Raw genomic sequence first — 23372 nt, 5'->3', positions numbered from 1 at the left:
TTCACGCTATTTTCATTCGAAAATTACGCCCCAGCTAACACTTCGGGAACATTCCCCCAAAACTAAATTCACAGACAACTACACTATGGCTATCAGGAAACGAGATATGGTTATGCGCAGGTTTGCTGCTTTATTGCTGATGTTACTGCTCAGTGGCTGTAGCGCGCTGCAGGGAACGCCACAACCCGCTCCCCCGGTCGCCGATCACCCGCAGGAAATCCGTCGTAATCAGACGGAAGGATTACAGCGTATGGGTACCGTCTCTGCGCTGGTTCGCGGCTCCCCGGATGACGCGGAAGAAGCAATAAAGGCACAAGCCGTCGCCGCCAAAGCAGATTATTACGTCATCATTATGATCGACGAAACCATCATTACGGGACAGTGGTACTCACAGGCCATTCTGTATCGTCAATGATCGTCTTCATTTGAACGACATTTACACTGCTTTGCGTCCATAGACACTTTCCTGTCCACAATAAACTCCATGCCCGCAACAATGGAAGTGAGTTTATTCGCGATGGATTGCCCGGCGGATACCGGAGACATGTGAAATGGAGCTGACGATGAAACGAACTCTTGCTTTGACCACACTGTTGCTCTCAGCAGGTCTTGTGAGCACAACCGCGCAGTCAGCTGAATTTGCCAGTGCTGATTGTGTGACTGGCCTGAATGAAATTGGCCAGATCTCCGTGAATAATATTTCGGGGAGCCCGCAGGACGTTGAACGTGTCGTTGCATTAAAGGCCGATGAGCAGGGTGCTTCATGGTATCGCATTATCCAGATGCAGGAAGATCAGTACATCGATCACTGGCGGGTACAGGCCATTCTCTACGCGTAATCCCCCCTCCGATAAAAGCCACTTACTTTTAGTGGCTTTTCGTTTTTGCAAATTTTTTATCTTTTAGCAAACCATTTAAAAACAATTAAATAACATTTTGTTACACTAAAACAGTAAACGTTATCTCTGCTCTGCCGTTGAAAAGCCATACCTTTTCAATGATGAGCAATTTATGATCAACTTTTTCCGTCGTGCAGGTCTGGGTGCAAAGCTGTCGCTGCTTACCGGTGCCAGTGTCGCCATCCTGTTTCTGTTTTTCACTTTTCTGCTCAGCCAAAAAGCCAGCCAGCAGCTTGAAGCCCTCGCGATAGAAGACCTGCATAATCAGTCCACCGGCATGGTCGATATGGTGCAGATGTTTAACACCAGCCTGAGTGAAGAGGTCGAGAGTTATACCCGGCTGTTTACCACCTTTTTGCCCCAGCCACTGAGCGTTGATAACACTCAACCCCAGACGATTAACGGGATTAACGTTCCGCTCCTGAAAGGAGGGGAAACCGGACTGCATGAAAACAATACCCTTTCAGACGATTTTCTGAGCCGGACAGGGGCAATTTCTACCCTGTTTGTGCGTAGCGGTAACGACTTTGTGCGCGTCGCCACATCGCTGCGCAAAGAGAACGGCGAGCGGGCAATGGGCACCGTTCTGGATACCACCAGCCCGGCTTTTGCTGCCGTCACCCGGGGCGAGGTTTATCGCGGTCTGGCGCTGCTGTTCGGCAAGCGCTATATCACCCAATACCAGCCGGTTAAAAACGCGGACGGCCAGGTCATTGCAATCATCTTTGTTGGTGTGGACATCACTCACTCCTGGAATGTCATGCGCGAGAAAATCCTCAACCGTCGACTGGGCGAGAGCGGTCACTTCTTTGTTCTGGATCGCAGCCACGGCAAAACGCGCGGGCAGTATCTGTTCCACACCAGCGCGGAGGGAAAAGTACCGGAGTGGGATAGCGCTATCCAGCAACAGCTGTTGAGTGATAAATCCGGCACGCTGGAGCGCGTCAGTGCCGATGGCCGCACGCTGACCATGGCGTATACGCCGCTGCCAGGCTGGAACTGGGCCATTGTCGGCGAAGTGGATAAATCGGTACTGCTCTCAAGCGTGACCGCCATGCGCGACCGCTTCCTGCTGGCAGGGGTGGTGCTGTCAGTGCTCTTCGCGGGTCTGTTTGTGGTCATTATACGACGCATACTGACGCGCCCATTGCGCAATGTGATCCACCTGGCCCGACAGTATGCCGCAGGCGATCTGCGCTCCAGCCTGCCCGTGACCCGCCAGGATGAGGTCGGTCAGCTCATCGATGCCATTAACGGTATTGGAGGGGGACTACAGAAAATTGTTCTTCAGGTGCGCGAGGCCGCAGCGGAGATCCATATGGGCACCAACGCGCTGGCATCCGATAGCGAAGAAATATCCGGGCAGATTAACAAGCAGGCCAGCAGTGTAGAAGAGACGTCAGCCAGCATGGAGCAACTGGCCGCGACCGTGCAGCAAAATGCCGCCAACATGGAACAAACGCAGCAGCTGGTAGGCGAAACGTCGCGCGCGGTACACCAGGGTGGTGAGACGGTCACCCACGCTGTCGCTACCATGGATGATATTCGCGAAGCATCAAAGCGAATCGAAGACATCACGCGCGTGATTGAATCCATCGCTTTTCAGACCAACATTCTGGCGCTTAACGCAGCGGTTGAAGCAGCCCGCGCAGGCGAGCACGGAAAAGGTTTTGCGGTGGTGGCGCAGGAGGTGCGCGCGCTGGCAGGACGCAGCGCCAACGCGGTGAAGGAGATTGAACAGCTCATCGGTGATACGCTCAGAAAAGTCAGCGAAGGCCATGCGCTGTCTGAACAAACGCGTCTGGCGATGGATTCCATCATCGTGCACATCGATAACATCAACAAGCTGGTCACGGAGATTAACCATGCGTCCCGCGAGCAATCCGCGGGAATAGGCCAGGTTAATCTGGCCATGACCCACATTGGCGAAGCGTCGCACATCAACGCCGACCGCGTCTTACGTAGCGAACAAACCGCACACACGCTGCGTGAGAAAGGCTCACACCTCACCCAACTGGTGAGCCTGTTCCAGCTAAAGAGTTAGCCAACCCTGCCCGTGGCACGCAACAGCAGGTCATTTTGCACCTGCTCGCTCATCAGCGTACCGCCGCGGGTATCAAGCATCTTGCGGCACCACGCCTGCGCCACGGGTGGCGATGCGTACCGCAGCATCTGACTTCCGGCCCCCAGCAGGAAAAGCTGTTGCGTGATCTCCCGTCCCTGCGCCTCCTGCGGTTTTCGCAGTTTTTGCTGAAGCTGACGCCAGCTGCGATCGAAGTGCCTGTCCTGCCCTTTTACTTGGGCAAAATCATCCACAAGCAGGTCGAGGATGCCGGATTGCTTCGTCAGAACACGCAGAACGTCCAGGCACATAATATTGCCGGACCCTTCCCAGATGCTGTTCACGGGCATCTCACGGTACAAACGGGGAAGCTCACTCTCCTCGCAGTAGCCTGTGCCGCCGAGCACTTCCATGGCTTCCGCCACAAACGGGATACCCGCTTTGCAGACGCTGTATTTCGCCGCGGGGGTGAAAAGCCGTGCCCAGGTGGCCTCCTGAGGATCGGCACGCCTGTCCCACGCCCGGGCCAGACGAAACAACAGTGCCGTCTGGCCCTCCAGCATCAGCGCCATGCGGCTCAGCACATCGCGCATGAGCGGCTGGTCGATAAGGTTTTTACCAAACGTCTGGCGTTGATGCGCATGGTAAAGCGCCACGGATAAAGCCCGACGCATCAGCCCATGGCTGCCCAGCGCGCAGTCAAACCGCGTCAGCCCGCCCATTCGGAGGATCTGGCGTACCCCTTCTCCTTCCTCCCCCAGCAGCCAGCCGGACGCATCCAGGAACTCCGCTTCGCTGCTGGCGTTAGAGCGGTTGCCGAGCTTCTCTTTCAGCCGCTCCAGACGTACGGCATTGCGTTGCCCGTCAGGCAAAAAGCGTGGAACAAAAAAGCAGGACAGCCCCCCTTTCGCCTGGGCCAGCACCAGATGCGCATCGCTTTGCGGCACAGAGAAAAACCATTTATGCCCGATAAGCCGGTAGCTGCCGTCACTGCACTTTTCCGCTTTGGTGGTATTGCTGAGTACGTCCGAGCCGCCCTGTTTTTCTGTCATCCCCATGCCAATCAGCAGGCCACGCTTTTGCGCCCCTGGGGCAAGATGAGGATCGTAACGATCGCTCATTAACGGCGTGATCCAGTCACGGAACGGCTCGGGCAGCGCCTGTTGCAGCAGCGGTGTAGCAGCAAAGGTCATGGTAACAGGGCAAAGCGTGCCCGCTTCTACCTGAGCGTGCAGGACAAAACGTGCAGCTCTGGCGACAAACGCGCCTTTGCGCGCCTCCTCTTCCCACGCCAGGTTATGGACACGGTTGGCGCAAAGTCCCTGCATTAAGAGGTGCCATGCGGGATGAAAGCGAACGTCATCCAGTCGCTCCCCGGTGGCGTCATAGCGTAATAACTCCGGCGGATTAACGTTTGCCAGCCTGCCCAGCTCCAGCGATTCCGCGGTTCCTAACTGCTGGCCGATGCTGGCAAGAAGCTCGATATCCCACTCGGCGCCTTCGCGAACAACCGCGTCACGCAGAGCGCAATCAGAGAGGAAAAGGTTGCTGTTTGAGAGCGGTGCAGGTTGATTAAAAACGGTATGGGTCTGCCAGTGCATGCTGTCTCCCTCCTTCAGTGGCAATGAAGATAAGTATGGACAGGCCACGTGCACGCTGCATGGGAGTGAGGTCACACGATGACGATCCCGCTGATATCATTCGTGAAATAGCTCACAGAACATAAGAATAAACTATTTCGCGCATTCGCTTTTGTTGAATAATTTATTCTTACCCCCTTTCAGTGAGGAACGTTATGCAACCGGACGCGCACAAGCGTGCATTAATTGCAGGCTCCATTGGTAACTTTATCGAGTGGTATGAGTTTGCGGTCTATGGTTTTCTGGCGACCGTAATTGCGAAGAACTTCTTCCAGCTTGAGGGGGACGCGGGGCTGACCAGCCTGATCCTTACCTACGCTTCCTTTGCCATCGCCTTCTTCTTTCGCCCACTGGGCGCGGTGGTGTTTGGCAGAATAGGTGACCGGATAGGCCGAAAACCGACGCTGATTATTGTACTGGTGCTGATGACGCTGGCCACCGCCGCAATCGGTATTGTGCCGGTCTATGCCAGCATCGGTATTGCCGCCCCGCTGATTATCACGCTGCTGCGCATCCTGCAGGGATTGTTCGCCGGTGGTGAGTATGGCGGCGCCGTCTCGCTGATGACGGAGTTTGCCCCACGCGGCAAGCGGGGCCTCTACGGTGCATGGCAGTCATTTACCGTCGCGCTGGGCCTGTTAGCAGGCGCTGGCATTGTCGCACTGCTCTCCGCCCTTCTGACACCGGAAGCCCTGCATGACTGGGGCTGGCGCATCCCGTTCTTCCTGGCATTACCGATGGGCGTGGTGGCGCTGTGGCTGCGGGTGAGTATGGAAGAGACGCCAAGCTTTGTGCAACAACAGGAAAAGCCGGTTGCCACTCAGGCTGATACCGTCGCCACGCTCAACGCCATTGCGATGGGCATTGGCCGGGTGATGGTCTGGTCAGCGGCGGGTTATACCTATCTGGTGATTATGCCCACCTATCTGCAGTCGGCGCTGCATACCGGATTTAATCAGGCGCTGTTGATTGCGGTGATTTCGAACATCGGTTTTGCGCTGACGATTATTCCGTCCGGGATCCTGAGCGACAAAATCGGACGCCGCACGGTGATGATCGTCGCCACCACGTTGCTGCTGCTCCTTGCCCTGCCGCTGCTGAAGGTTTTACAGGCGGAGTCCAGCACGCTGGCCATCAAAGCGCTGGTGGTGCTGATTGCGGGTGGTCTGGTGGGGATGCTGGCAGGCCCCGGGCCGGCGATGCTCTCAGAGATGTTCCCGACGCGCGTACGGTATACCGGGCTTGGTCTGGCTTATTCCCTGTCGAACGCCCTTTTCTCGGGCTGCGCGGGGCTGATTATTACCGGGCTGATTAAAGAGACGGGCAACCTGGATATTCCGGCTTATTACGTCATGGCGACGGCGGTAGTGAGTATCTTCGCGCTGATGACGCTCAGGAAGGATGACCATTTGCGGTCACTGGAGGAGTGAGTTTTTCACCGTCTGGTGACCCTCCCACAGAAAATACGAAAAGCCGTCCTCAGGACGGCCTTGCTGTTTATTCCCCGCGCTGACGTACCGCTTCAAACAGGCAGATACCTGTTGCCACGGAGACGTTCAGAGACGACACGCTGCCCGCCATTGGAATGCTGATCAGCTCATCGCAATGTTCACGGGTCAGACGGCGCATACCTTCGCCCTCGGCACCCATCACCAGGGCCAGACGGCCGGTCATCTTGCTCTGATACAGAGTATGATCCGCTTCACCCGCGGTACCGACGATCCAGATATTCTCTTCCTGCAGCATACGCATGGTGCGCGCCAGGTTGGTGACGCGGATCAGCGGTACGTTTTCCGCTGCGCCACAGGCCACTTTCTTCGCCGTCGCGTTAAGCTGTGCAGAGCGATCCTTTGGCACGATGACCGCATGAACACCTGCCGCATCTGCGCTTCGCAGACATGCGCCAAGGTTGTGCGGGTCGGTCACGCCGTCAAGGATCAGGAAGAATGGATTTTCCAGCCCGGCGATAAGATCCGGCAGATCGTTTTCCTGATACTGACGACCTGGCTTAACGCGGGCAATAATGCCCTGGTGAACGGCACCTTCACTTTTCTCATCCAGGAACTGGCGGTTCGCCAGCTGGATCACGACACCTTGTGCTTCCAGGGCGTGGATCAGCGGCATCAGACGTTTGTCTTCACGCCCTTTCAGAATAAACACTTCCTGAAAACGCTCCGGTGCGCGCTCCAGCAGGGCCTGCACCGCGTGGATGCCGTAAATCATTTCACTCATTGATGGTTCTCGTTCTGTCTTTTCTTTTCCCTCTCTCCGCAGGAGAGAGGGTCAGGTTGAGGGGGAGAATTACTCCGCCTGCTGTTTCTTCGCTGCGCGCTTTGCCCTGGTGGCAGCCGCAATTTTCTGCGTTTTGGTGGACGGCTTTTTCGCCTTCCGGGCCTCTTTCTTTGCGGCCTTCGGCTTCTGTTTCTTCTCACCGCGGAACGCGCTGTCTGGCTCGAAGTTTACCTTCTTACCCGCCTGACGACGTTTGCCACCGCTGTTGCCGTTGCCCCCTTTTTTCGTCTTTTCACGCGCCGTTTTACCCACATTACGCGGGGCACGCTCGCTGGAGATCAGGCTAAAGTCGATTTTACGGTCGTCCATATTAACGGCTTCGACCTTCACTTCCACGCGATCGCCAAGACGATAGGTCTGGCCGCCAGATTCACCAATCAGGCGCTGCCCGACCTGGTCGAAACGGTAGTAGTCGTTATCCAGGCTGGAGACATGCACCAGACCGTCGATAAACAGTTCATCCAGACGGACGAAGAAACCAAAGCCGGTGACGCTGGCAATCACGCCTTTAAAGACGTTACCCACCTGGTCCAGCATAAAGTCACACTTCAGCCAGTCTGCCACGTCGCGCGTCGCTTCATCTGCACGACGTTCGGCCATGGAACAGTGCTGACCGAGTTGCAGCATCTCTTCCATTGAATAATGGTAGCCACCGGTTTCGGTCGTATTACCTTTATGACCCTGCTCCTGCGCCAGCAAATACTTGATCGCGCGGTGCAGGGAAAGGTCCGGATAACGACGGATCGGCGAGGTAAAGTGGGCGTAAGACTGCAGCGCCAGACCGAAGTGGCCGCGGTTTTCCGGATCGTAAATCGCCTGCTTCATGGAACGCAGCAGCATGGTCTGCAGCATTTCCGCATCCGGGCGATCGCCAATCGACTCCAGCAATTCAGCGTAATCACGCGGCTCTGGCTTGTTACCGCCAGGCAGTTCCAGACCCAGTTCAGCCAGCACGGAGCGGAACGCAGTGATGGCTTCGGTCGACGGTTTATCGTGAATACGGAACAGCGCAGGTTCTTTGGCTTTCTCAACGAAACGTGCCGCCGAGATGTTTGCCAGAATCATACACTCTTCAATCAGCTTATGGGCATCGTTACGCTGGGTCTGCTCAATACGTTCAATGCGGCGTTCAGCGTTAAAGATGAACTTCGCCTCTTCGCTCTCAAACGAGATCCCGCCGCGCTCTTCACGCGCCTGATCCAGCGTTTTGTAGAGGTTATGCAGCTCTTCGATGTGTTTCACCAGCGGCGCATACTGCTCACGTAGATCCTGATCGCCCTGCAGCATATGCCAGACCTTGGTGTAGGTCAGGCGCGCATGGGAGCTCATTACCGCTTCGTAGAATTTGTAACCCGTTAAGCGCCCTTTGGTGGAGATGGTCATCTCGCAGACCATGCAAAGGCGGTCAACCTGCGGGTTCAGGGAGCACAGGCCGTTAGACAAGACTTCCGGCAGCATCGGGATTACCTGCGACGGGAAGTAGACCGACGTTCCACGGCTGCGCGCTTCGTTATCCAGCGGAGTATGCGGGCGCACGTAATAGCTTACGTCAGCGATGGCAACCCACAGACGCCAGCCGCCGCCGCGTTTTTTCTCGCAATAAACGGCATCATCGAAGTCGCGGGCATCTTCACCATCAATAGTCACCAGCGGCAGATCGCGCAGATCCACGCGGCCCACCTTGGACTCTTCCGGCACGTCTTCTTTCAGGCCGACAACCTGCTCTTCAACCGCTTTCGGCCAGACGTAAGGAATTTCATGAGTACGCAGCGCCATATCAACGGCCATGCCGGTGCCCATGTTATCGCCTAACACTTCGACGATCTTCCCGACCGCCTTGGTGCGGCGGGTAGGACGCTGGGTGAGTTCAACCACCACCACAAAGCCCATACGGGCGCCCATCACCTCTTCAGGCGGGATCAGGATATCGAAGCTCAGGCGGCTGTCGTCCGGCACCACAAAGCCCACGCCAGCGTCGGTAAAGTAGCGGCCAACAATCTGGCTGGTTTTAGGGACCAGGACACGCACCACGCGCGCTTCGCGGCGACCTTTACGGTCCGCGCCCAGCGGTTGCGCCAGGATCTGGTCACCGTGAATGCACATCTTCATCTGCTCAGAGGAAAGATAAAGATCGTCTTTACGGCCTTCTACGCGCAGGAAGCCATAGCCATCACGGTGGCCGATGACGGTGCCTTTCAGCAGGTCAAGACGTTCGGGAAGCGCATAGCACTGACGGCGGGTAAAGACCAGTTGCCCGTCGCGCTCCATCGCGCGCAGGCGGCGGCGAAGGGCTTCAATTTGCTCTTCACCTTCAATGTTTAATTCAACGGCAAGTTCTTCACGATTGGCGGGTTTTTCGCGTTTTGTTAAGTGTTCAATGATGAACTCGCGGCTGGGGATAGGATTCGCGTATTTTTCGGCTTCGCGTTCCTGGAAAGGATCATGTGACATATCGGTTCCTCCGTTGTCAGCTCCGGTGGAAATTTTCTTCATTCCACCAGCAATAATTTATAAAGTGGTTGATTCTCTTCAACCAAATCGGCCAGCGTGTAGTTATCCAGTTCCTTGAGAAAACTTTGCACGGCCAGAGAAAGTGCCTGTTTAAGGCGACAAGCGGGCGTAATGTGGCAGAACGCGCTGCTGCAATTCACCAGAGACAATGGCTCCAGTTCACGTACCACATCCCCAACACGAATACTCTGCGCCGGTTTACCGAGACGGATCCCACCATTCTTCCCGCGGACGGCAGCAACGTATCCGGCACGACTAAGTTGATTGATTATTTTGACCATATGATTACGGGACACACCGTATACCTCTGTAACCTCAGAGATACTGGTCATTTTCCCATCGGGTAACGACGCCATGTAAATCAGCGCGCGTAAGCCGTAATCGGTGAAACTTGTTAACTGCACATCAACCTCAGGAAAAAGGGAAAACGCGGATAAACCGCACAGATATTCATTAATGATGATAAACCAGCCAGATAGTAAGCGGCTAATTTATTTGACAGACGGGGCGAAAAAGCGGAGATCGAGGAGCGTTCGCCGGATGGCGCGACGCGTATCCAGCCTGCGGGTTGTCCCGCAGGCCAGCAGTCACGAAGATTATGCGTCGAACGGGTCGCGCAGGATCATCGTTTCAGTACGATCAGGGCCGGTAGAGATAATGTCGATCGGCACTTCGGTCAGTTCTTCAATACGCTTGATGTAATTCAGTGCTGCCTGTGGCAGACCGCTACGCTCTTTCACACCGAACGTCGTTTCAGACCAGCCTGGCATGGTTTCGTAGATTGGCTCGATGCCTTTCCAGTCATCCGCAGCCAGCGGAGTGGTGGTCACTTCGCGACCATCAGGCATACGGTAGCCTACGCAGAGTTTCACCTCTTTCAGACCGTCCAGCACGTCCAGTTTGGTCAGGCAGAAGCCAGACAGGGAGTTAATCTGTACTGCGCGACGCACGGCTACCACGTCCAGCCAGCCGGTACGACGACGACGACCGGTGGTCGCGCCAAACTCGTTACCCTGCTTGCACAGGAACTCGCCGGTTTCATCAAACAGCTCAGTCGGGAATGGACCCGCACCCACGCGAGTGGAGTAAGCTTTGATGATGCCCAGAACGTAATCCACATAACGTGGACCCAGACCAGAACCGGTCGCAACGCCACCTGCGGTGGTGTTAGAGGAGGTGACGTACGGATAGGTACCGTGGTCGATGTCCAGCAGCGTACCCTGCGCACCTTCGAACATGACGAAATCGCCACGCTTGCGCGCCTGGTCCAGCAGATCGGACACATCAACAACCATACCGGTCAGAATGTCAGCAATCGCCATGACGTCATCCAGCACTTTCTGGTAGTCAACAGCGTCAGCTTTATAGAAGTTCACCAACTGGAAGTTGTGATATTCCATCACTTCTTTCAGTTTTTCAGCGAACGTCTCTTTATCAAACAGATCGCCCACGCGCAGACCGCGACGAGCAACTTTGTCTTCATAAGCCGGGCCGATACCACGACCGGTCGTGCCGATCGCTTTCGCGCCACGCGCTTTTTCACGCGCTACGTCCAGCGCCACGTGATAATCAAGGATCAGCGGGCAGGCTTCGGAGAGCAGCAGACGCTCGCGAACGGGGATACCACGGTCTTCCAGACCTTTCATCTCTTTCATCAGAGCAGCCGGAGACAGCACAACGCCGTTACCGATGATGCTGGTGACGTTTTCGCGAAGAATGCCTGATGGAATAAGATGGAGGACGGTTTTTTCACCGTTGATTACGAGAGTATGGCCTGCGTTGTGACCGCCCTGGTAGCGTACAACATATTTAGCCCGTTCAGTCAGAAGATCAACAATCTTCCCTTTACCTTCGTCACCCCATTGGGTGCCCAGTACGACGACGTTGTTACCCATTTTTTTCAAAATCACCGTTTGCTTAAAAATGGATTCTACCATCGCTTTTTCAGATATACAGCACTTTTTGACCTCAAAATACGCCAAACCAGATTACTTTTTGATCAGCCAATCGTTTTCCTCAACATGTAGTAGATAACGATGCCGGCAACCACAAGTCCGCCCCCAAATCGACGCAAAATATTATCCGGCAACTGGCTCAGAGAGGCTATCATCCGACGCCATGCACGCGGATAAAGCATCGGTCCAAGGCCTTCCAGCACCAGAACCAGGGCCAGCGCAAGCCAAATCGTTGAATTCATTTTTCATCCTTATAAAAGAAAACCACCGCTCCGTTGAGAGCGGTGGTTTGAATACTCAAACTGGCCTGAGTTTATCGCGTTGCGTTAGCCGGCGTCTTCATGTAACGGAAGAAATCGCTGTCCGGGCTGAGCACCATCACATCCTGGTTGCTCTGGAAGCTGTTCTCGTAAGCACGCAGGCTACGGATAAAGGCGTAGAAGTCGGGATCCTGGCTGAAGGCATCGGCAAACAGTTTTGCCGCTTCGGCATCCCCTTCACCGCGCAGAATACGGCCCTGACGCTCAGATTCTGCCAGCGTCTTGGTCACTTCGTAATCCGCTGCCGCACGCAGTTTCTCCGCCTCTTCCTGACCTTGTGAACGATGACGACGGGCTACCGCTTCACGCTCGGCGCGCATACGGTTGTAAATCGCCTCGGACACTTCCGCTGGCAGGTTGATCTGCTTGATACGGACATCGACCACTTCGATACCCAGAGCAGCCATACTGTTCGGGTTGATCACCGGCACTTTGCCGTTGGTTTCAGCCTGAACGCGTTCTGCCGCTTTGGCAATGGCATCATCCGCTGCCGGGGTGGTGACTTCGTCTTCGGTTCCTGCAGAACCGGAGTTCAACGCATCACGCACTTCCAGCGTCAGACGACCACGGGAGTCGGTGACGATGTCTTTCACATCCAGACGACCAATCTCAGAGCGCAGACGGTCAGAGAACTTACGTTTCAACAGCACTTCCGCCTGAGAAACGTCGCCACCGCCCGTTGCCAGGTAGTAGCGGCTGAAATCACTGATACGCCATTTGATGTAGGAATCAACGATCAGGTCTTTCTTCTCTTTGGTCACGAAACGGTCGGCCTGGTTATCCATGGTCTGGATACGGGCGTCGAGCGTTTTCACCGATTCAATCAGTGGCATTTTAAAGTGCAGGCCCGGCTCAAACACCAGCGGCTTGTTCTCGCTGTCGCGCAGAACTTTACCAAAACGCAGGGTAATTCCACGCTCGCCCTCTTTCACCACAAAGATAGAGGTATAAAGCACGACCAATACGATGATGATGATCGCAATAACTGACTTACGCATCCTTATTCCCCCTGACGCTGGTAGTCGTTACGCTGCGCGTTAGCACGGCGTTGGTCCATAATGTCACCATCGTTCGAAGAAGGCGTGGTTGTGGCGCTTGAGCTACCGGATGCCGCAGGTGGCAGACGCAGCAGGTTGTTGGCACCACTGGTATCCGCCTTTGCCGCCGGCGCCGAACCGCCTTTCAGCATCTGATCCAACGGCAGTACCATCAGGTTTCCACCTTTGCTGTCGTTAACCAGTACCTTACGCGTATGGCTCAGCACTTTTTCCATGGTCTCAATATAAAGACGTTCACGGGTAATCTCCGGAGCCGCTTTATATTCTGGCAAAATCTTCGCGAAACGCGCCACTTCACCCTGAGCTTCCAGGACGGTCTGGGTTTTATACGCACGCGCTTCTTCAAGAATACGCTGCGCCTGACCGTTAGCACGTGGCTGAACTTCGTTGGTGTACGCTTCCGCTTCACGGATGTACTGTTGTTCGTTTTCACGGGCGGCAATCGCGTCATCAAACGCGGCCTTCACCTCTTCCGGTGGACGAGCAGCCTGGAAGTTGACGTCCAGCAGGGTGATACCCATGTTGTACGGGCGAATGGTCTCTTCCAGCTCACGCTGGGTATCGCTACGAATAACGGTACGACCTTCGGTCAGAATGCGGTCCATGGTGTATTTACCGATCACACCGCGCAGCGCACTGTCTGTGGCCTGGCGCAGACTGTCATCCGCACTGGTCACGCTAAACAGGTAGTGCTGCGGATCGGTGACGCGGTACTGGACGTTCATCTCAACGCGCACAACGTTCTCGTCGGAGGTCAGCATCACGCCGGAGGCCGCCAGTTCACGGACAGACTCCACGTTCACCGCGGTCACGTCGTCAATGAAAGTCGGTTTCCAGTTCAGACCTGGCTCAACCAGATGGCTGAACTTCCCGAAACGGGTGACCACACCGCGTTCCGCTTCTTTAATGGTGTAGAACCCGCTGGCAGCCCAGATGATCACCACGGCAGCGGCAACAATGCCCACCACGCGGCCCCCTAACTGCGGGCGCGGCCCCTGAGTGGAACCTCCACCAGAGCCAGAACCTTTACCTCCGCCAAGGCCACCAAGCTTCTTGCTTAGCTTGCGGAAGATATCATCCAGATCCGGCGGCCCCTGCTCGCGACCACCTTTGTTGCCATTTCCCCCAGAGTTGCCGCCTTGATTATTGCTGCTTCCCCACGGGTCGCGGTCTTGTCCGTTATTACCGGGCTGATTCCACGCCATGTATATGCTCCATATTTGTTATGCAAGGGCGAATTATTCAGGCATCCCCTTTCTGATCAGACGATATAGTCGACCAGCGCAGGTTCTTGTTTACAGAGGCGACGCCAGTCAACGATCGGCAAACGCACCTGCATCCCCACGCTGCCGTCATCCTCCATCCACTCTTTTTCTATCGCCTGAAGCTGATAAAACCGGCTGCGCAGCCTGCCTTCCTGTGGCGGCAATCGCAGCGTGTGCTGGGCTACCTCACCGGAAAGACGTTCTGTCAAAGCCTGGAAAAGCAGTGGCACACCAATACCGGTCTGAGCGGAAAGCCAGACCCGAATCGGTTTGTTCTCTTCATCTCGGTCGATACGCGGCTCAAAATCCTCCAGCATATCGATCTTGTTCATCACCAACAGCGTTGGGATGTCGTCGGCGTCGATCTCGTCGAGCACCACGTTTACCGCGTCGATGTTCTCCTGCAAGCGAACGTCTGCAGCATCAATGACGTGCAGCAGCAGGGTCGCCTGACGCGTCTCCTGCAGGGTGGCTTTAAACGCAGCCACCAGGTCATGCGGCAGGTGACGGATAAACCCTACGGTATCCGCCAGCACCGTTTCACCGACGTCGGCGACGTCAATACGACGCAATGTGGGGTCCAGGGTCGCAAACAGCTGGTCTGCGGCATAAACCTGGGCCTCAGTAATCTGGTTAAACAGGGTGGATTTACCGGCGTTGGTATACCCCACCAGCGACACCGTCGGGATGTCAGCTTTCGATCGCGCCCGACGTCCTTGCTCACGCTGTTTTTCAACGCGTTCCAGACGTGAAAGGATCTGGGTAATACGGCCACGCAACAGACGGCGGTCGGTTTCAAGCTGGGTCTCACCCGGACCGCGCAAACCAATCCCGCCCTTTTGTCTTTCAAGGTGGGTCCAGCCACGCACAAGCCGCGTTGCCAGATGGCGCAACTGCGCCAGCTCAACCTGCAGCTTACCTTCGTGAGTACGCGCACGTTGAGCGAAAATATCTAAAATCAAACCCGTGCGATCGATAACACGGCATTCGCAAAGACGTTCCAGGTTACGTTCCTGAGCCGGAGACAGCGCATGATCAAACAACACGACTGACGCGCCGGTTGCTTTTACGGCATCCGCAATTTCAACTGCTTTACCTTCACCAACAAAATACTTTGGGTGCGGCGCTTTACGGCTACCGGTAATCACCTGCATTGCTTCGACACCGGCGGAAGAGACCAGAGATTCAAACTCCTGGAGGTCTTCCATATCTTTGTCTTGCGTAAAATAGATGTGTACCAGCACCGCCTGCTCACCGGCATCATAACGGTCAAACAAGCGTAAATTCCTCAAAAAAGATCAGCGGGGAACGCAGGATCCCTGGCTCCCCGTGTGGATAACAGCCCGAAACCTTATTCGGTATCTTCGCTGTCCTGCGCAGGAGAAGAAGAACCCTGCGCGCTGCTGCCATGATGGTAGTTACTACCCGTGCCGCCGCCAGTGTTATTGCTGTGATGGGATACCGGACGAGACGGAACAACTGTAGAAATAGCGTGCTTATAGACCATCTGACTGACCGTGTTTTTCAACAGGATCACGAACTGATCGAAAGATTCAATCTGACCTTGCAGCTTAATACCATTCACCAAATAAATAGAAACTGGAACACGTTCCCGACGCAATGCGTTCAGGAACGGATCTTGTAAAGATTGCCCCTTAGCCATTCTATCTTTTCCTTATATGCTTGTTTTGTACTTAGAACCTTGCGATTCTGAAAAATTGCGCACGATACGACTCAATTGTACACATTCAGTGAGCGATATCACCAACAACCTCAATCACTTCGTTTAACGCCTGTTGCGGTTTTTCACTGTCTAACCAGTGAACACCGTCCCAACCGCGCAACCAGGTGATCTGGCGCTTCGCTAACTGTCTCGTGGCGCAAACACCTCGATAAACCATTTCATCATATGAAATCTCGCCTTCAAGATATGACCACATCTGGCGGTATCCCACACAACGAACGGAAGGCATATCCGTATGCAAATCTCCACGGGCAAATAGCGCCCGCACTTCTGCTTCAAAATCTGAAGCTAACATCTGATGAAAACGCTGCTCAATTCGTTGATGGAGCAGTTCACGGCTCGCCGGGGCGATGGCGAACTGATGCACCTGATACGGCAGAGCGTCTCCTGACGTTTGCGTCAGTTCCGTTAAAGTTTTACCCGAAATGAAAAAAACTTCCAGTGCCCGGGAAAGCCTTTGCGGATCATTTGGATGGATCCGTGCTGCGGCAACCGGGTCAATCTCGGCCAGTTGCTTATGCAAAACGTCCCATCCCTGCTCTGCCGCCTGCTGCTCAATTTTTGCTCTTACTTCCGGATCCGCTGATGGCAGAGGTGAAAGCCCCTCCAGCAACGCCTTGAAATAAAGCATGGTTCCGCCAACCAACAGCGGTATACGTCCCGCCGCCGTTATCTCGGCCATTTCGGCTAATGCATCGCGGCGGAAATCCGCTGCGGAGTATGCCTGAGCCGGGTCGAGAATATCCAGCAAACGATGCGGTGCCGCACGCAGTTCGTCTGCGTCAGGCTTCGCCGTGCCGATGTCCATCCCTCGGTAGATAAGGGCAGAATCGACACTAATCAACTCTACAGGCAAAACTTTACGCAACTCAATGGCCAGTGCCGTTTTGCCGGAGGCCGTAGGGCCCATTAAAAAAATCGCCTTTGGCAGGCTCGCCTTGCTTACGTCAATCATGTTTCAGGGCATTCATCGCCGTTTGTAAATCAACAGGTTGTAATAACCCACCTGGCGGTGTCTTCACCAGATGCGGACAAAGGCGTTCAACCTCCGCCAGCACGCTAATGGCCTGCGCCATACTCCACGGCGTATGTTCGCTTGCCAGATGGCGGGCGATCCACTGCGCGGTGTTGGCGGCATCAAACGACGTTTGCTGCGCCAGGTAGCCTATCAGTTCAGGAATCAAGTTTTGTAAATTTTGTTGGCGTAAGGGTAAAGGCACTGCGCGAATGGTCACATGTTGTGGTTCGAGCACCATTTCAATGCCCATCTGCGCCAACAGGGCCTCTGCGCGACGCAGTACCCCTGTTTCTTCAGGGGATATTTTTAGCCGGACGGGGATCAGCAGCGGTTGCGCACAGGCCGCGTTTTCACCCGGCGTAAGCTGCACTTGTTTAAGCCAGCGTTCCGCCACCGGCAATGCCAGAAGCATCACGTGGCCTTCGCGCTCCAGCAACGCCATATCCGGTGCGATAATCGTCAGAACCCGGCCAAAACTCTGGCTGTGGCCGTCCAGTGAAGGCGCTGGCACCGCGACAGGCGCTTTGCGCTCCACCGCGGGGGTTTCCAGCAATTTCCGGTACAACGCGCCCTGCTGTTTTTGATAGCCAGGTTGGGCATTCGGATAGTTCGCTCCCGTTGGGCGCGGTGTGCTACCCGCAGCAGAGAAACGCGGGGCATCCGGCTCACGCGCCACGGCAGGTTCAGCAAAATGGTTCCGGCCCGCTGCAACACGGTTTTCCGGAAACGCGCGCGGGGCGGGTTCTTCTTTTTCCAGCGGCAGCATCGGTTCAGCCTGCTGTTGCAATACGCTCAGCACGCCCTGATAGATAAAATCATGCACCAGACGTGACTGGTGGAACCGCACTTCATGCTTGGCAGGATGGACGTTAACGTCCACCTGGTGTGGATCGATTTCTAGATAGAGCACAAACGCCGGTTGCTGATCTGCGCCCAGTTTATCTTCACAGGCCTGACGAATGGCGTGGTTGATGAGGCGGTCACGCATCATGCGGCCGTTCACGTAGCAATACTGGATCTCAGCGAAGGCGGCGCTGCTCGCGTTGGGGTCAGCCACCCAGCCGCGCATGGCCAGATCGCCATGCTGCCACTCAATGGCCAGCGCGTGCTCGAGGAAGGGTACGCCGCAGATAGCGCCCAAGCGGCGCTCTTTCTGCCCACCTTCTGCCACGGCACGGTACTGGCGCATGACTTTGCCGTTATGGCTAAGGTTAATGGTCACGTCAAACCGCGCCAGGGCAATGCGACGAATGATCTCATCGATATGCCCAAACTCGGTTTTTTCGGTACGCATAAACTTGCGTCGGGCGGGGGTGTTATAAAACAGATCCAGCACTTCCAGCGTCGTACCGACCGGATGCGCCGCTGGTTTAATCGTCACGTCCATATCACGCCCTTCGGCGTACGCCTGCCAGGCTTCCTGCTGTTCAGCGGTACGGGAGGTGAGCGTGAGACGGGAAACGGAGCTGATACTGGCCAGCGCTTCCCCGCGAAAACCGAGGCTGATGATCGCTTCCAGGTCATCAAGAGAGGCAATTTTACTGGTGGCATGACGCGCCAGCGCTAACGCCAGCTCGTCTTTTTTAATTCCACAGCCGTTGTCACGAATGCGAATCAGCTTTGCGCCGCCGCGTTCGATATCAATATCAATGCGGGTGGCCCCCGCATCAAGGCTGTTTTCTACCAGCTCCTTCACCACCGATGCAGGGCGCTCCACCACCTCACCGGCGGCGATTTGGTTCGCGAGCTGCGGCGGTAGAACCTGAATCGGCATGAATTCTCCTTAGTTGGTCGCGGTCATCTCACCTGGCTGCGCTGCGCTGGCCGTCTGGGCGGCACCGCCCTGTGGCGCGGACTGCAGCGGATGCGCATCAAAGTATTTACGCAGACCGTTATAGATCGCTTCGGCAATTTGCTGCTGATAGCTGTCGCTGCCCAGCAGGCGTTCTTCAGCGTTATTACTAATAAAGCCTGTTTCCACCAGAATCGATGGAATATCCGGCGATCGCAGAACGCCAAGGCTCGCATGCTCCGGACGGCGCTTGTGCAATGACCCGATGCCCTGCAGCTGATTCAATACATTTGTGGCGACATCATACCCGACGCGCTGGGAATGACCGAATTGTAAATCCAGCACCGCCTGGCTGAGATACGGATCGGCCTGGCTGTTTGCCAGCACATCACCCGCGCCACCTAACAGTTCGGACTGTTTCTCGTGCTCTTCAAGCCAGTTTGCCATTTCACTGTTCGCCCGACGGTTTGACAGCACCCACACTGAGGCTCCCGTGGCGTTACGGTTTGGCGCGGCATCCGCATGAATGGACACCAGGAAATTGGCATTTTGCTTACGTGCCACATCCGAGCGGCCCATCACCGAGATAAAGTAATCGCCGTCGCGCGTCAGCACGCCTTTAAACATAGGATCGTCGTTTAGCAGCGTCCGCAGCTTACGGGCAACCGCGATGGTGACATTTTTCTCCCGCGTACCGCCCGGGCCAATTGCGCCGGGATCCTGACCGCCGTGCCCCGCATCAATGGCGATAATCACTTTATCACCGCTGACCGCGCGACGTGCGCTGGCCGCCGGCCGCGTCACGGTATTGCTGCTGGTAACGCTGGTAATGCGGTCGCTGTCCGTTTTAAACGGATTACGTGCCGGTTCAGATGGGCGCGGGGTATAAACCGGCTCTTCCACGCGTTTCGCCACCACCGGTGGAGGCGGAGGCGGTGGAGGGGCGTCAGCGTTGATGGTAAAGACCACCGTATAATTCGCACCGTTTTGCTGCTTAACCGCTCTGGTTTTACCCTTTTCGGTTAGGTCGACCACCAGACGCAATGACTGGCTATCTTTTGGCGAGCCGGAACGAATGCTTTTAACCAGATTATTGCCGCTGAACTGGAGCGGTAACCCCTGGATAACCCCGGTTTGTTTGATATCCAGCGCCACGCTGTGGCTGTCTGGCTGTGAAAAAGCATATTCCGGATCGCCCATAAAGCTGAACGTGATCCTGGCCTGGCTTTCGCCGTTCGACACCTGAATATCCGAGAGGCTTGCCGCCCCGGCCTGCGCGCACAGCAGCACCGTGGCAGCCAATAACCAACCTTTAACGCGACTAATCATCCCGTCATCCCTACGCTTAACCGGCCAGACGCGCCAGTAAGGAACTACCTGATGAGGAAACAGCACTGATGCGTGCCTCACGCCCTTGTGCCTGGTAATCTAAGTGAATTTCGACATCCGGGTCAGGCAACACACCCGCACCTTGTTGCGGCCACTCCACCAGGCAGATGGCATCATTGGCAAAATAATCACGGATCCCCATAAATTCCAGCTCCTCGGGATCCGCAAGGCGGTATAAATCAAAGTGGTACACCATGAGATTTTCAAGGGTGTACGGTTCTACCAGCGTGTAGGTTGGGCTTTTCACATTGCCTTTATGGCCTAACGCCTGCAGAAAACCCCGGCTGAAGGTGGTTTTACCCGCACCTAAATCACCATACAGATAAATGACGGTTGCCCCCTGACAGGCCTGTGCCACGCGTTTGCCAAGATCTAAAGTGGCTTGTTCATCAGGTAAAGAAATCGCTCGATTAGTCATTTTCTACGTCAATCACATCCGGGTTAACAACACGCCGTAGCGTGCAAAAAAGATCGGTGGCCAGCATTCCGCGTGTACCGTAACGTGCCGCCAGCTTATCCGCCGCGACACCATGGGCCACACAGCCAGCGCAGGCTGCATCATAAAGGGGAAGTTTCTGTCCAAGCAATGCGCCAATGATGCCGGAAAGCACATCGCCCATTCCGCCGCTCGCCATGCCCGCATTTCCGGCATCGACAATGCCCAGTGCCTCGTCGCTGGCGACAACGGTTCCTGCCCCTTTCAGAACGGCAACACCTCCGTAACGTTTTACCAGACGCCGGGCAGAAAGTAAGCGATCGCTTTCAATTTCTGCCACGCTGCAGTTAAGCAGGCGCGCGGCTTCGCCGGGGTGCGGCGTCAGAATGCGATTGTGACGCTTATCAGGATTGATTGCCAGAAGGTTCAGCGCGTCGGCATCCCACAGCATCGGTTTACGAAAATTCTCGACCTTCTGCAGGGCCTGTTTCCCCCAGGCCTGCTGCCCAAGCCCCGGGCCAATGACCACGACATCCGCCCATTCGAGACTCTCTTCAAGCGACTGCGGCGTCAATTCATGCACCATCAGCTCCGGACGGGCCGTAATAATTGGCGCACTATTTTCGATGCGCGTCAGCACCCGCACTAAACCGGCACCGCAACGTAATGCCGCTTCCCCCGTCATGCGGATAGCCCCCGCCGTGCCGTGGTCACCTCCAATGATCACCAGCCTGCCGTGATCGCCTTTATGGGACGTCGGGCGGCGCGGCGGTAGCCACTGTGCCAGCAGCGAAGCATCAACGCGCGAAACGTGGGTTTCCTGTCCGGCAAGCCAGCTCTCCAGCCCCAGTGCGTTATGGTGCAACGTTCCCGTGACATCCCGTGCTTTACCGGTAAGCAGCCCCGGTTTCAGGGCGATAAAGGCAACGGTGTGCGCGGCCTGAATCACCGCGCCCGGCGTCGTGCCGGTTTGCGCCATCAGGCCAGAAGGTATATCCAGGGCCACCACCGGCGCGCTGTGGGCATTGGCACGTGCAATCAGGGTGGCAACCGGGTCGCGCGGCGCACTGCGAAGCCCGGTGCCCAGCAGGCCATCAATAATCACATCAATCTCTTCCGGCCAGACGATATCGGTGGCATGTATAACACCGCCCGCGTTCAGCCAGGCTTCCCGCGCCGCACTGGCCTCTTCTGGCAGCGGTTTATCGCTCTCCAGCGCCAGCAACGTCACGTGGATCCCGGCGGCAACCGCCAGCCGGGCAACGACATAACCGTCACCGCCGTTATTGCCGTGTCCGCATAAAATCAGCCAATGCGACGATTCAGGGTAAGCCGTGCGGGCAACGTTAAACGCCGCTTCGCCCGCGCGTTGCATCAGTTCATACAGGGTAATGCCGAGGCTGTCTGCGGCCTCTTTTTCGGCGTGCCGGAGGTCATCCGCATGCCAGATGGAATGTGGTATACTTTCGGGGTTTTTCTTCACAGTATGGTCCGTCATGTCACAGCCCCTCGATCTCAATGAATTAGCGCAAAAAATTAAACAGTGGGGTGCTGAGCTTGGCTTCCAGAAGGTGGGTATCACCGATACCGACCTCTCCGCCAGCGAGCCGAAACTGCAGGCATGGCTGGATAAACAATACCATGGCGAAATGGAGTGGATGGCGCGTCATGGCATGATGCGTGCCCGCCCACACGAGCTGTTACCCGGTACATTACGCGTCATCAGCGTACGCATGAACTACCTGCCCGCCAACGCGGCGTTTGCTCGCACGTTAAAAAATCCCGCACTTGGTTACGTCAGCCGGTACGCCCTGGGTCGTGATTACCATAAGCTTCTGCGTAACCGTTTAAAAAAACTCGGGGAAACTATTCAGCAGCACTGTGTGTCGCTGAATTTTAGACCGTTTGTAGACTCTGCGCCTGTTCTTGAGCGCCCGATAGCAGAAAAAGCCGGGCTTGGCTGGACAGGTAAGCACTCACTTATCCTTAGCCGCGACGCCGGATCGTTCTTTTTCCTCGGCGAACTGCTCATAGATTTGCCGCTGCCGGTAGATGGTCCGGTAGAGGAAGGTTGCGGGCGCTGCGTGGCCTGCATGACCATCTGCCCGACGGGTGCCATCGTTGAGCCTTATACGGTGGATGCGCGCCGCTGCATCTCCTATCTCACCATTGAACTCGAAGGGGCGATACCGGAAGAATTCCGTCCGCTTATCGGGAACCGTATCTACGGCTGCGATGACTGCCAGCTGATCTGCCCCTGGAATCGTTACTCGCAGCTTACGGATGAAGACGATTTCAGTCCTCGTAAAGCGCTTCATGCGCCTCAGCTTATCGAGCTCTTCGCCTGGAGTGAGGCCTGGTTCCTGAAAGTCACCGAAGGATCCGCCATTCGGCGTATTGGGCATCTGCGCTGGTTACGAAATGTCGCCGTTGCGCTGGGCAATGCGCCCTGGGATGAAGCCACTATTCAGGCGCTCGAAAGTCGCAGAGGTGAGCACCCACTTCTTGATGAACACATAGAATGGGCGATTGCGCAGCAAATCGAGAAGCGCAATGCCTGCGTTGTCGAGGTGCAGCTGCCGAAGAAACAACGGCTGGTGAGAGTGATTGAAAAAGGGCTTGTACGGGATGCTTGATATATTCACAGCCTGTGAATAAAAATAAAAACTCAAGCGCCATCGGGGCTGGCAATGAGGTCAAGTGATCTAAATAACATTTTGAAATGAAATTTACTTCATTAAATTCAGTATGTTAAGAAGATATTATTCACCCTGCTAATTTTCTTCTGGTCTGTAACTGAGTAGGGCTTCTGTGGATAACTCTGTTCACAAGAGTATTTCAGATGCAATAGAAAATGTCCCCAACGAAGCATTCCGCTGTGGATAATCTGGAGATGATAAGAATTTGGAGCGGGAAACGAGACTCGAACTCGCGACCCCGACCTTGGCAAGGTCGTGCTCTACCAACTGAGCTATTCCCGCTTGGGTGGTC

20 protein-coding genes and 1 tRNA gene are annotated in these 23372 nt (G+C 55.5%); 5 read left to right on the top strand and 16 right to left on the bottom strand.

Annotated features, from left to right (window positions below):
- The first annotated feature begins 85 nt into the window (after positions 1–85).
- The 3 genes from bsmA (at position 86) to JTA15_RS19655 (ending at position 2943) form a co-directional block, all read left to right on the top strand.
- Positions 86–415, top strand: coding sequence for a biofilm peroxide resistance protein BsmA (gene bsmA, locus JTA15_RS19665; RefSeq protein WP_025206249.1), 330 nt, complete (start codon positions 86–88; stop codon positions 413–415).
- Between the two features lie 148 nt (positions 416–563).
- Positions 564–839: a DUF1471 family protease activator YjfN gene (yjfN, locus tag JTA15_RS19660; protein WP_025206250.1), complete on the top strand. Its 276-nt coding sequence runs from the start codon at positions 564–566 to the stop codon at positions 837–839.
- Positions 840–1011: 172 nt separating this feature from the next.
- The gene (locus tag JTA15_RS19655; protein ID WP_219372619.1) at positions 1012–2943 is read left to right on the top strand and encodes a methyl-accepting chemotaxis protein; all 1932 of its coding nucleotides are present in this window, start codon (positions 1012–1014) and stop codon (positions 2941–2943) included.
- On the opposite strand, the gene JTA15_RS19650 is transcribed toward JTA15_RS19655, so the two are convergent.
- Positions 2940–4562: an isovaleryl-CoA dehydrogenase gene (locus tag JTA15_RS19650; protein ID WP_219372618.1), complete on the bottom strand. Its 1623-nt coding sequence runs from the start codon at positions 4560–4562 to the stop codon at positions 2940–2942. The genes JTA15_RS19655 and JTA15_RS19650 overlap by 4 nt on opposite strands.
- A gap of 194 nt (positions 4563–4756) precedes the next feature.
- Here JTA15_RS19650 and JTA15_RS19645 point away from each other — a divergent pair, with 194 nt between their 5' ends.
- A complete protein-coding gene (locus JTA15_RS19645; protein WP_032681875.1) occupies positions 4757–6031 on the top strand; it encodes an MFS transporter in 1275 nt (424 codons plus the stop codon).
- Positions 6032–6098: 67 nt separating this feature from the next.
- Here the strand turns inward: JTA15_RS19645 and rlmB are convergent, their stop codons facing one another.
- The 14 genes from rlmB to nnr all read right to left on the bottom strand — a co-directional run bounded on the left by rlmB (position 6099) and on the right by nnr (position 21879).
- On the bottom strand, positions 6099–6833 hold the full coding sequence (gene rlmB / locus JTA15_RS19640; RefSeq protein WP_063157035.1) for a 23S rRNA (guanosine(2251)-2'-O)-methyltransferase RlmB: 735 nt from the start codon (positions 6831–6833) through the stop codon (positions 6099–6101).
- A gap of 69 nt (positions 6834–6902) precedes the next feature.
- Positions 6903–9344 (bottom strand): ribonuclease R, encoded by a 2442-nt coding sequence (gene rnr, locus JTA15_RS19635; RefSeq protein WP_041162388.1) that lies wholly within the window; start codon positions 9342–9344, stop codon positions 6903–6905.
- A 38-nt stretch (positions 9345–9382) separates the two neighbouring features.
- Positions 9383–9808 (bottom strand): nitric oxide-sensing transcriptional repressor NsrR, encoded by a 426-nt coding sequence (gene nsrR / locus JTA15_RS19630; protein ID WP_014168317.1) that lies wholly within the window; start codon positions 9806–9808, stop codon positions 9383–9385.
- Positions 9809–10000: 192 nt separating this feature from the next.
- The gene (locus JTA15_RS19625) at positions 10001–11299 is read right to left on the bottom strand and encodes an adenylosuccinate synthase (RefSeq protein ID WP_025206256.1); all 1299 of its coding nucleotides are present in this window, start codon (positions 11297–11299) and stop codon (positions 10001–10003) included.
- A gap of 104 nt (positions 11300–11403) precedes the next feature.
- Positions 11404–11601: a DUF2065 domain-containing protein gene (locus tag JTA15_RS19620; RefSeq protein WP_014168315.1), complete on the bottom strand. Its 198-nt coding sequence runs from the start codon at positions 11599–11601 to the stop codon at positions 11404–11406.
- Between the two features lie 71 nt (positions 11602–11672).
- Positions 11673–12677, bottom strand: coding sequence for a protease modulator HflC (hflC, locus tag JTA15_RS19615; protein ID WP_014168314.1), 1005 nt, complete (start codon positions 12675–12677; stop codon positions 11673–11675).
- 2 nt (positions 12678–12679) lie between these two features.
- Entirely contained in the window at positions 12680–13942 is a 1263-nt protein-coding gene (gene hflK / locus JTA15_RS19610; protein ID WP_014168313.1) for an FtsH protease activity modulator HflK, read from the bottom strand.
- Between the two features lie 56 nt (positions 13943–13998).
- The gene (gene hflX, locus JTA15_RS19605; protein WP_020882944.1) at positions 13999–15279 is read right to left on the bottom strand and encodes a ribosome rescue GTPase HflX; all 1281 of its coding nucleotides are present in this window, start codon (positions 15277–15279) and stop codon (positions 13999–14001) included.
- 74 nt (positions 15280–15353) lie between these two features.
- Positions 15354–15665 carry an RNA chaperone Hfq gene (gene hfq, locus JTA15_RS19600; protein WP_014168311.1) on the bottom strand — a complete coding sequence of 104 codons (312 nt, stop codon included), beginning with the start codon at positions 15663–15665 and terminating at the stop codon, positions 15354–15356.
- 85 nt (positions 15666–15750) lie between these two features.
- Complete coding sequence (miaA, locus tag JTA15_RS19595) at positions 15751–16701, bottom strand: tRNA (adenosine(37)-N6)-dimethylallyltransferase MiaA (protein WP_014168310.1); 951 nt, start codon at positions 16699–16701, stop codon at positions 15751–15753.
- Positions 16694–18538, bottom strand: a complete 1845-nt coding sequence (gene mutL / locus JTA15_RS19590; RefSeq protein WP_219372617.1) for a DNA mismatch repair endonuclease MutL — start codon at positions 18536–18538, stop codon at positions 16694–16696. Before mutL ends, miaA begins: the two co-directional genes overlap by 8 nt.
- A 9-nt stretch (positions 18539–18547) precedes the next feature.
- The gene (gene amiB / locus JTA15_RS19585) at positions 18548–19885 is read right to left on the bottom strand and encodes an N-acetylmuramoyl-L-alanine amidase AmiB (RefSeq protein WP_014168308.1); all 1338 of its coding nucleotides are present in this window, start codon (positions 19883–19885) and stop codon (positions 18548–18550) included.
- 16 nt (positions 19886–19901) lie between these two features.
- Complete coding sequence (tsaE, locus tag JTA15_RS19580; protein WP_020882947.1) at positions 19902–20363, bottom strand: tRNA (adenosine(37)-N6)-threonylcarbamoyltransferase complex ATPase subunit type 1 TsaE; 462 nt, start codon at positions 20361–20363, stop codon at positions 19902–19904.
- Complete coding sequence (gene nnr, locus JTA15_RS19575; protein WP_025206258.1) at positions 20356–21879, bottom strand: bifunctional ADP-dependent NAD(P)H-hydrate dehydratase/NAD(P)H-hydrate epimerase; 1524 nt, start codon at positions 21877–21879, stop codon at positions 20356–20358. The genes tsaE and nnr overlap by 8 nt, the downstream gene beginning before the upstream one ends.
- Here nnr and queG point away from each other — a divergent pair.
- Positions 21878–23017, top strand: coding sequence for a tRNA epoxyqueuosine(34) reductase QueG (gene queG, locus JTA15_RS19570; protein WP_040018456.1), 1140 nt, complete (start codon positions 21878–21880; stop codon positions 23015–23017). The two genes, nnr and queG, sit on opposite strands and share 2 nt — an antisense overlap.
- 269 nt (positions 23018–23286) lie before the next feature.
- Here the strand turns inward: queG and JTA15_RS19565 are convergent.
- Positions 23287–23362, bottom strand: a tRNA-Gly gene (locus JTA15_RS19565).
- Positions 23363–23372: the final 10 nt, after the last annotated feature.

Source organism: Enterobacter sp. BIDMC 29 (assembly GCF_019378755.1).
Lineage (GTDB): Bacteria > Pseudomonadota > Gammaproteobacteria > Enterobacterales > Enterobacteriaceae > Enterobacter > Enterobacter ludwigii.
Note: the sequence above shows the minus strand (reverse complement) of the source record. Positions and strands in the feature narration are given on the sequence as shown.

What these genes read in the sequence shown, in the direction of transcription:
- bsmA (WP_025206249.1), top strand. Translation starts at nt 86, where the DNA reads ATGGCTATCAGGAAACGAGATATGGTTATGCGCAGGTTTGCTGCTTTA.
- yjfN (WP_025206250.1), top strand. Translation starts at nt 564, where the DNA reads ATGAAACGAACTCTTGCTTTGACCACACTGTTGCTCTCAGCAGGTCTT.
- JTA15_RS19655 (WP_219372619.1), top strand. Translation starts at nt 1,012, where the DNA reads ATGATCAACTTTTTCCGTCGTGCAGGTCTGGGTGCAAAGCTGTCGCTG.
- JTA15_RS19650 (WP_219372618.1), bottom strand. Translation starts at nt 4,562, where the DNA reads ATGCACTGGCAGACCCATACCGTTTTTAATCAACCTGCACCGCTCTCA.
- JTA15_RS19645 (WP_032681875.1), top strand. Translation starts at nt 4,757, where the DNA reads ATGCAACCGGACGCGCACAAGCGTGCATTAATTGCAGGCTCCATTGGT.
- rlmB (WP_063157035.1), bottom strand. Translation starts at nt 6,833, where the DNA reads ATGAGTGAAATGATTTACGGCATCCACGCGGTGCAGGCCCTGCTGGAG.
- rnr (WP_041162388.1), bottom strand. Translation starts at nt 9,344, where the DNA reads ATGTCACATGATCCTTTCCAGGAACGCGAAGCCGAAAAATACGCGAAT.
- JTA15_RS19625 (WP_025206256.1), bottom strand. Translation starts at nt 11,299, where the DNA reads ATGGGTAACAACGTCGTCGTACTGGGCACCCAATGGGGTGACGAAGGT.
- JTA15_RS19620 (WP_014168315.1), bottom strand. Translation starts at nt 11,601, where the DNA reads ATGAATTCAACGATTTGGCTTGCGCTGGCCCTGGTTCTGGTGCTGGAA.
- hflC (WP_014168314.1), bottom strand. Translation starts at nt 12,677, where the DNA reads ATGCGTAAGTCAGTTATTGCGATCATCATCATCGTATTGGTCGTGCTT.
- hflK (WP_014168313.1), bottom strand. Translation starts at nt 13,942, where the DNA reads ATGGCGTGGAATCAGCCCGGTAATAACGGACAAGACCGCGACCCGTGG.
- hfq (WP_014168311.1), bottom strand. Translation starts at nt 15,665, where the DNA reads ATGGCTAAGGGGCAATCTTTACAAGATCCGTTCCTGAACGCATTGCGT.
- miaA (WP_014168310.1), bottom strand. Translation starts at nt 16,701, where the DNA reads ATGATTGACGTAAGCAAGGCGAGCCTGCCAAAGGCGATTTTTTTAATG.
- mutL (WP_219372617.1), bottom strand. Translation starts at nt 18,538, where the DNA reads ATGCCGATTCAGGTTCTACCGCCGCAGCTCGCGAACCAAATCGCCGCC.
- amiB (WP_014168308.1), bottom strand. Translation starts at nt 19,885, where the DNA reads ATGATTAGTCGCGTTAAAGGTTGGTTATTGGCTGCCACGGTGCTGCTG.
- tsaE (WP_020882947.1), bottom strand. Translation starts at nt 20,363, where the DNA reads ATGACTAATCGAGCGATTTCTTTACCTGATGAACAAGCCACTTTAGAT.
- queG (WP_040018456.1), top strand. Translation starts at nt 21,878, where the DNA reads ATGTCACAGCCCCTCGATCTCAATGAATTAGCGCAAAAAATTAAACAG.
- nnr (WP_025206258.1), bottom strand. Translation starts at nt 21,879, where the DNA reads ATGACGGACCATACTGTGAAGAAAAACCCCGAAAGTATACCACATTCC.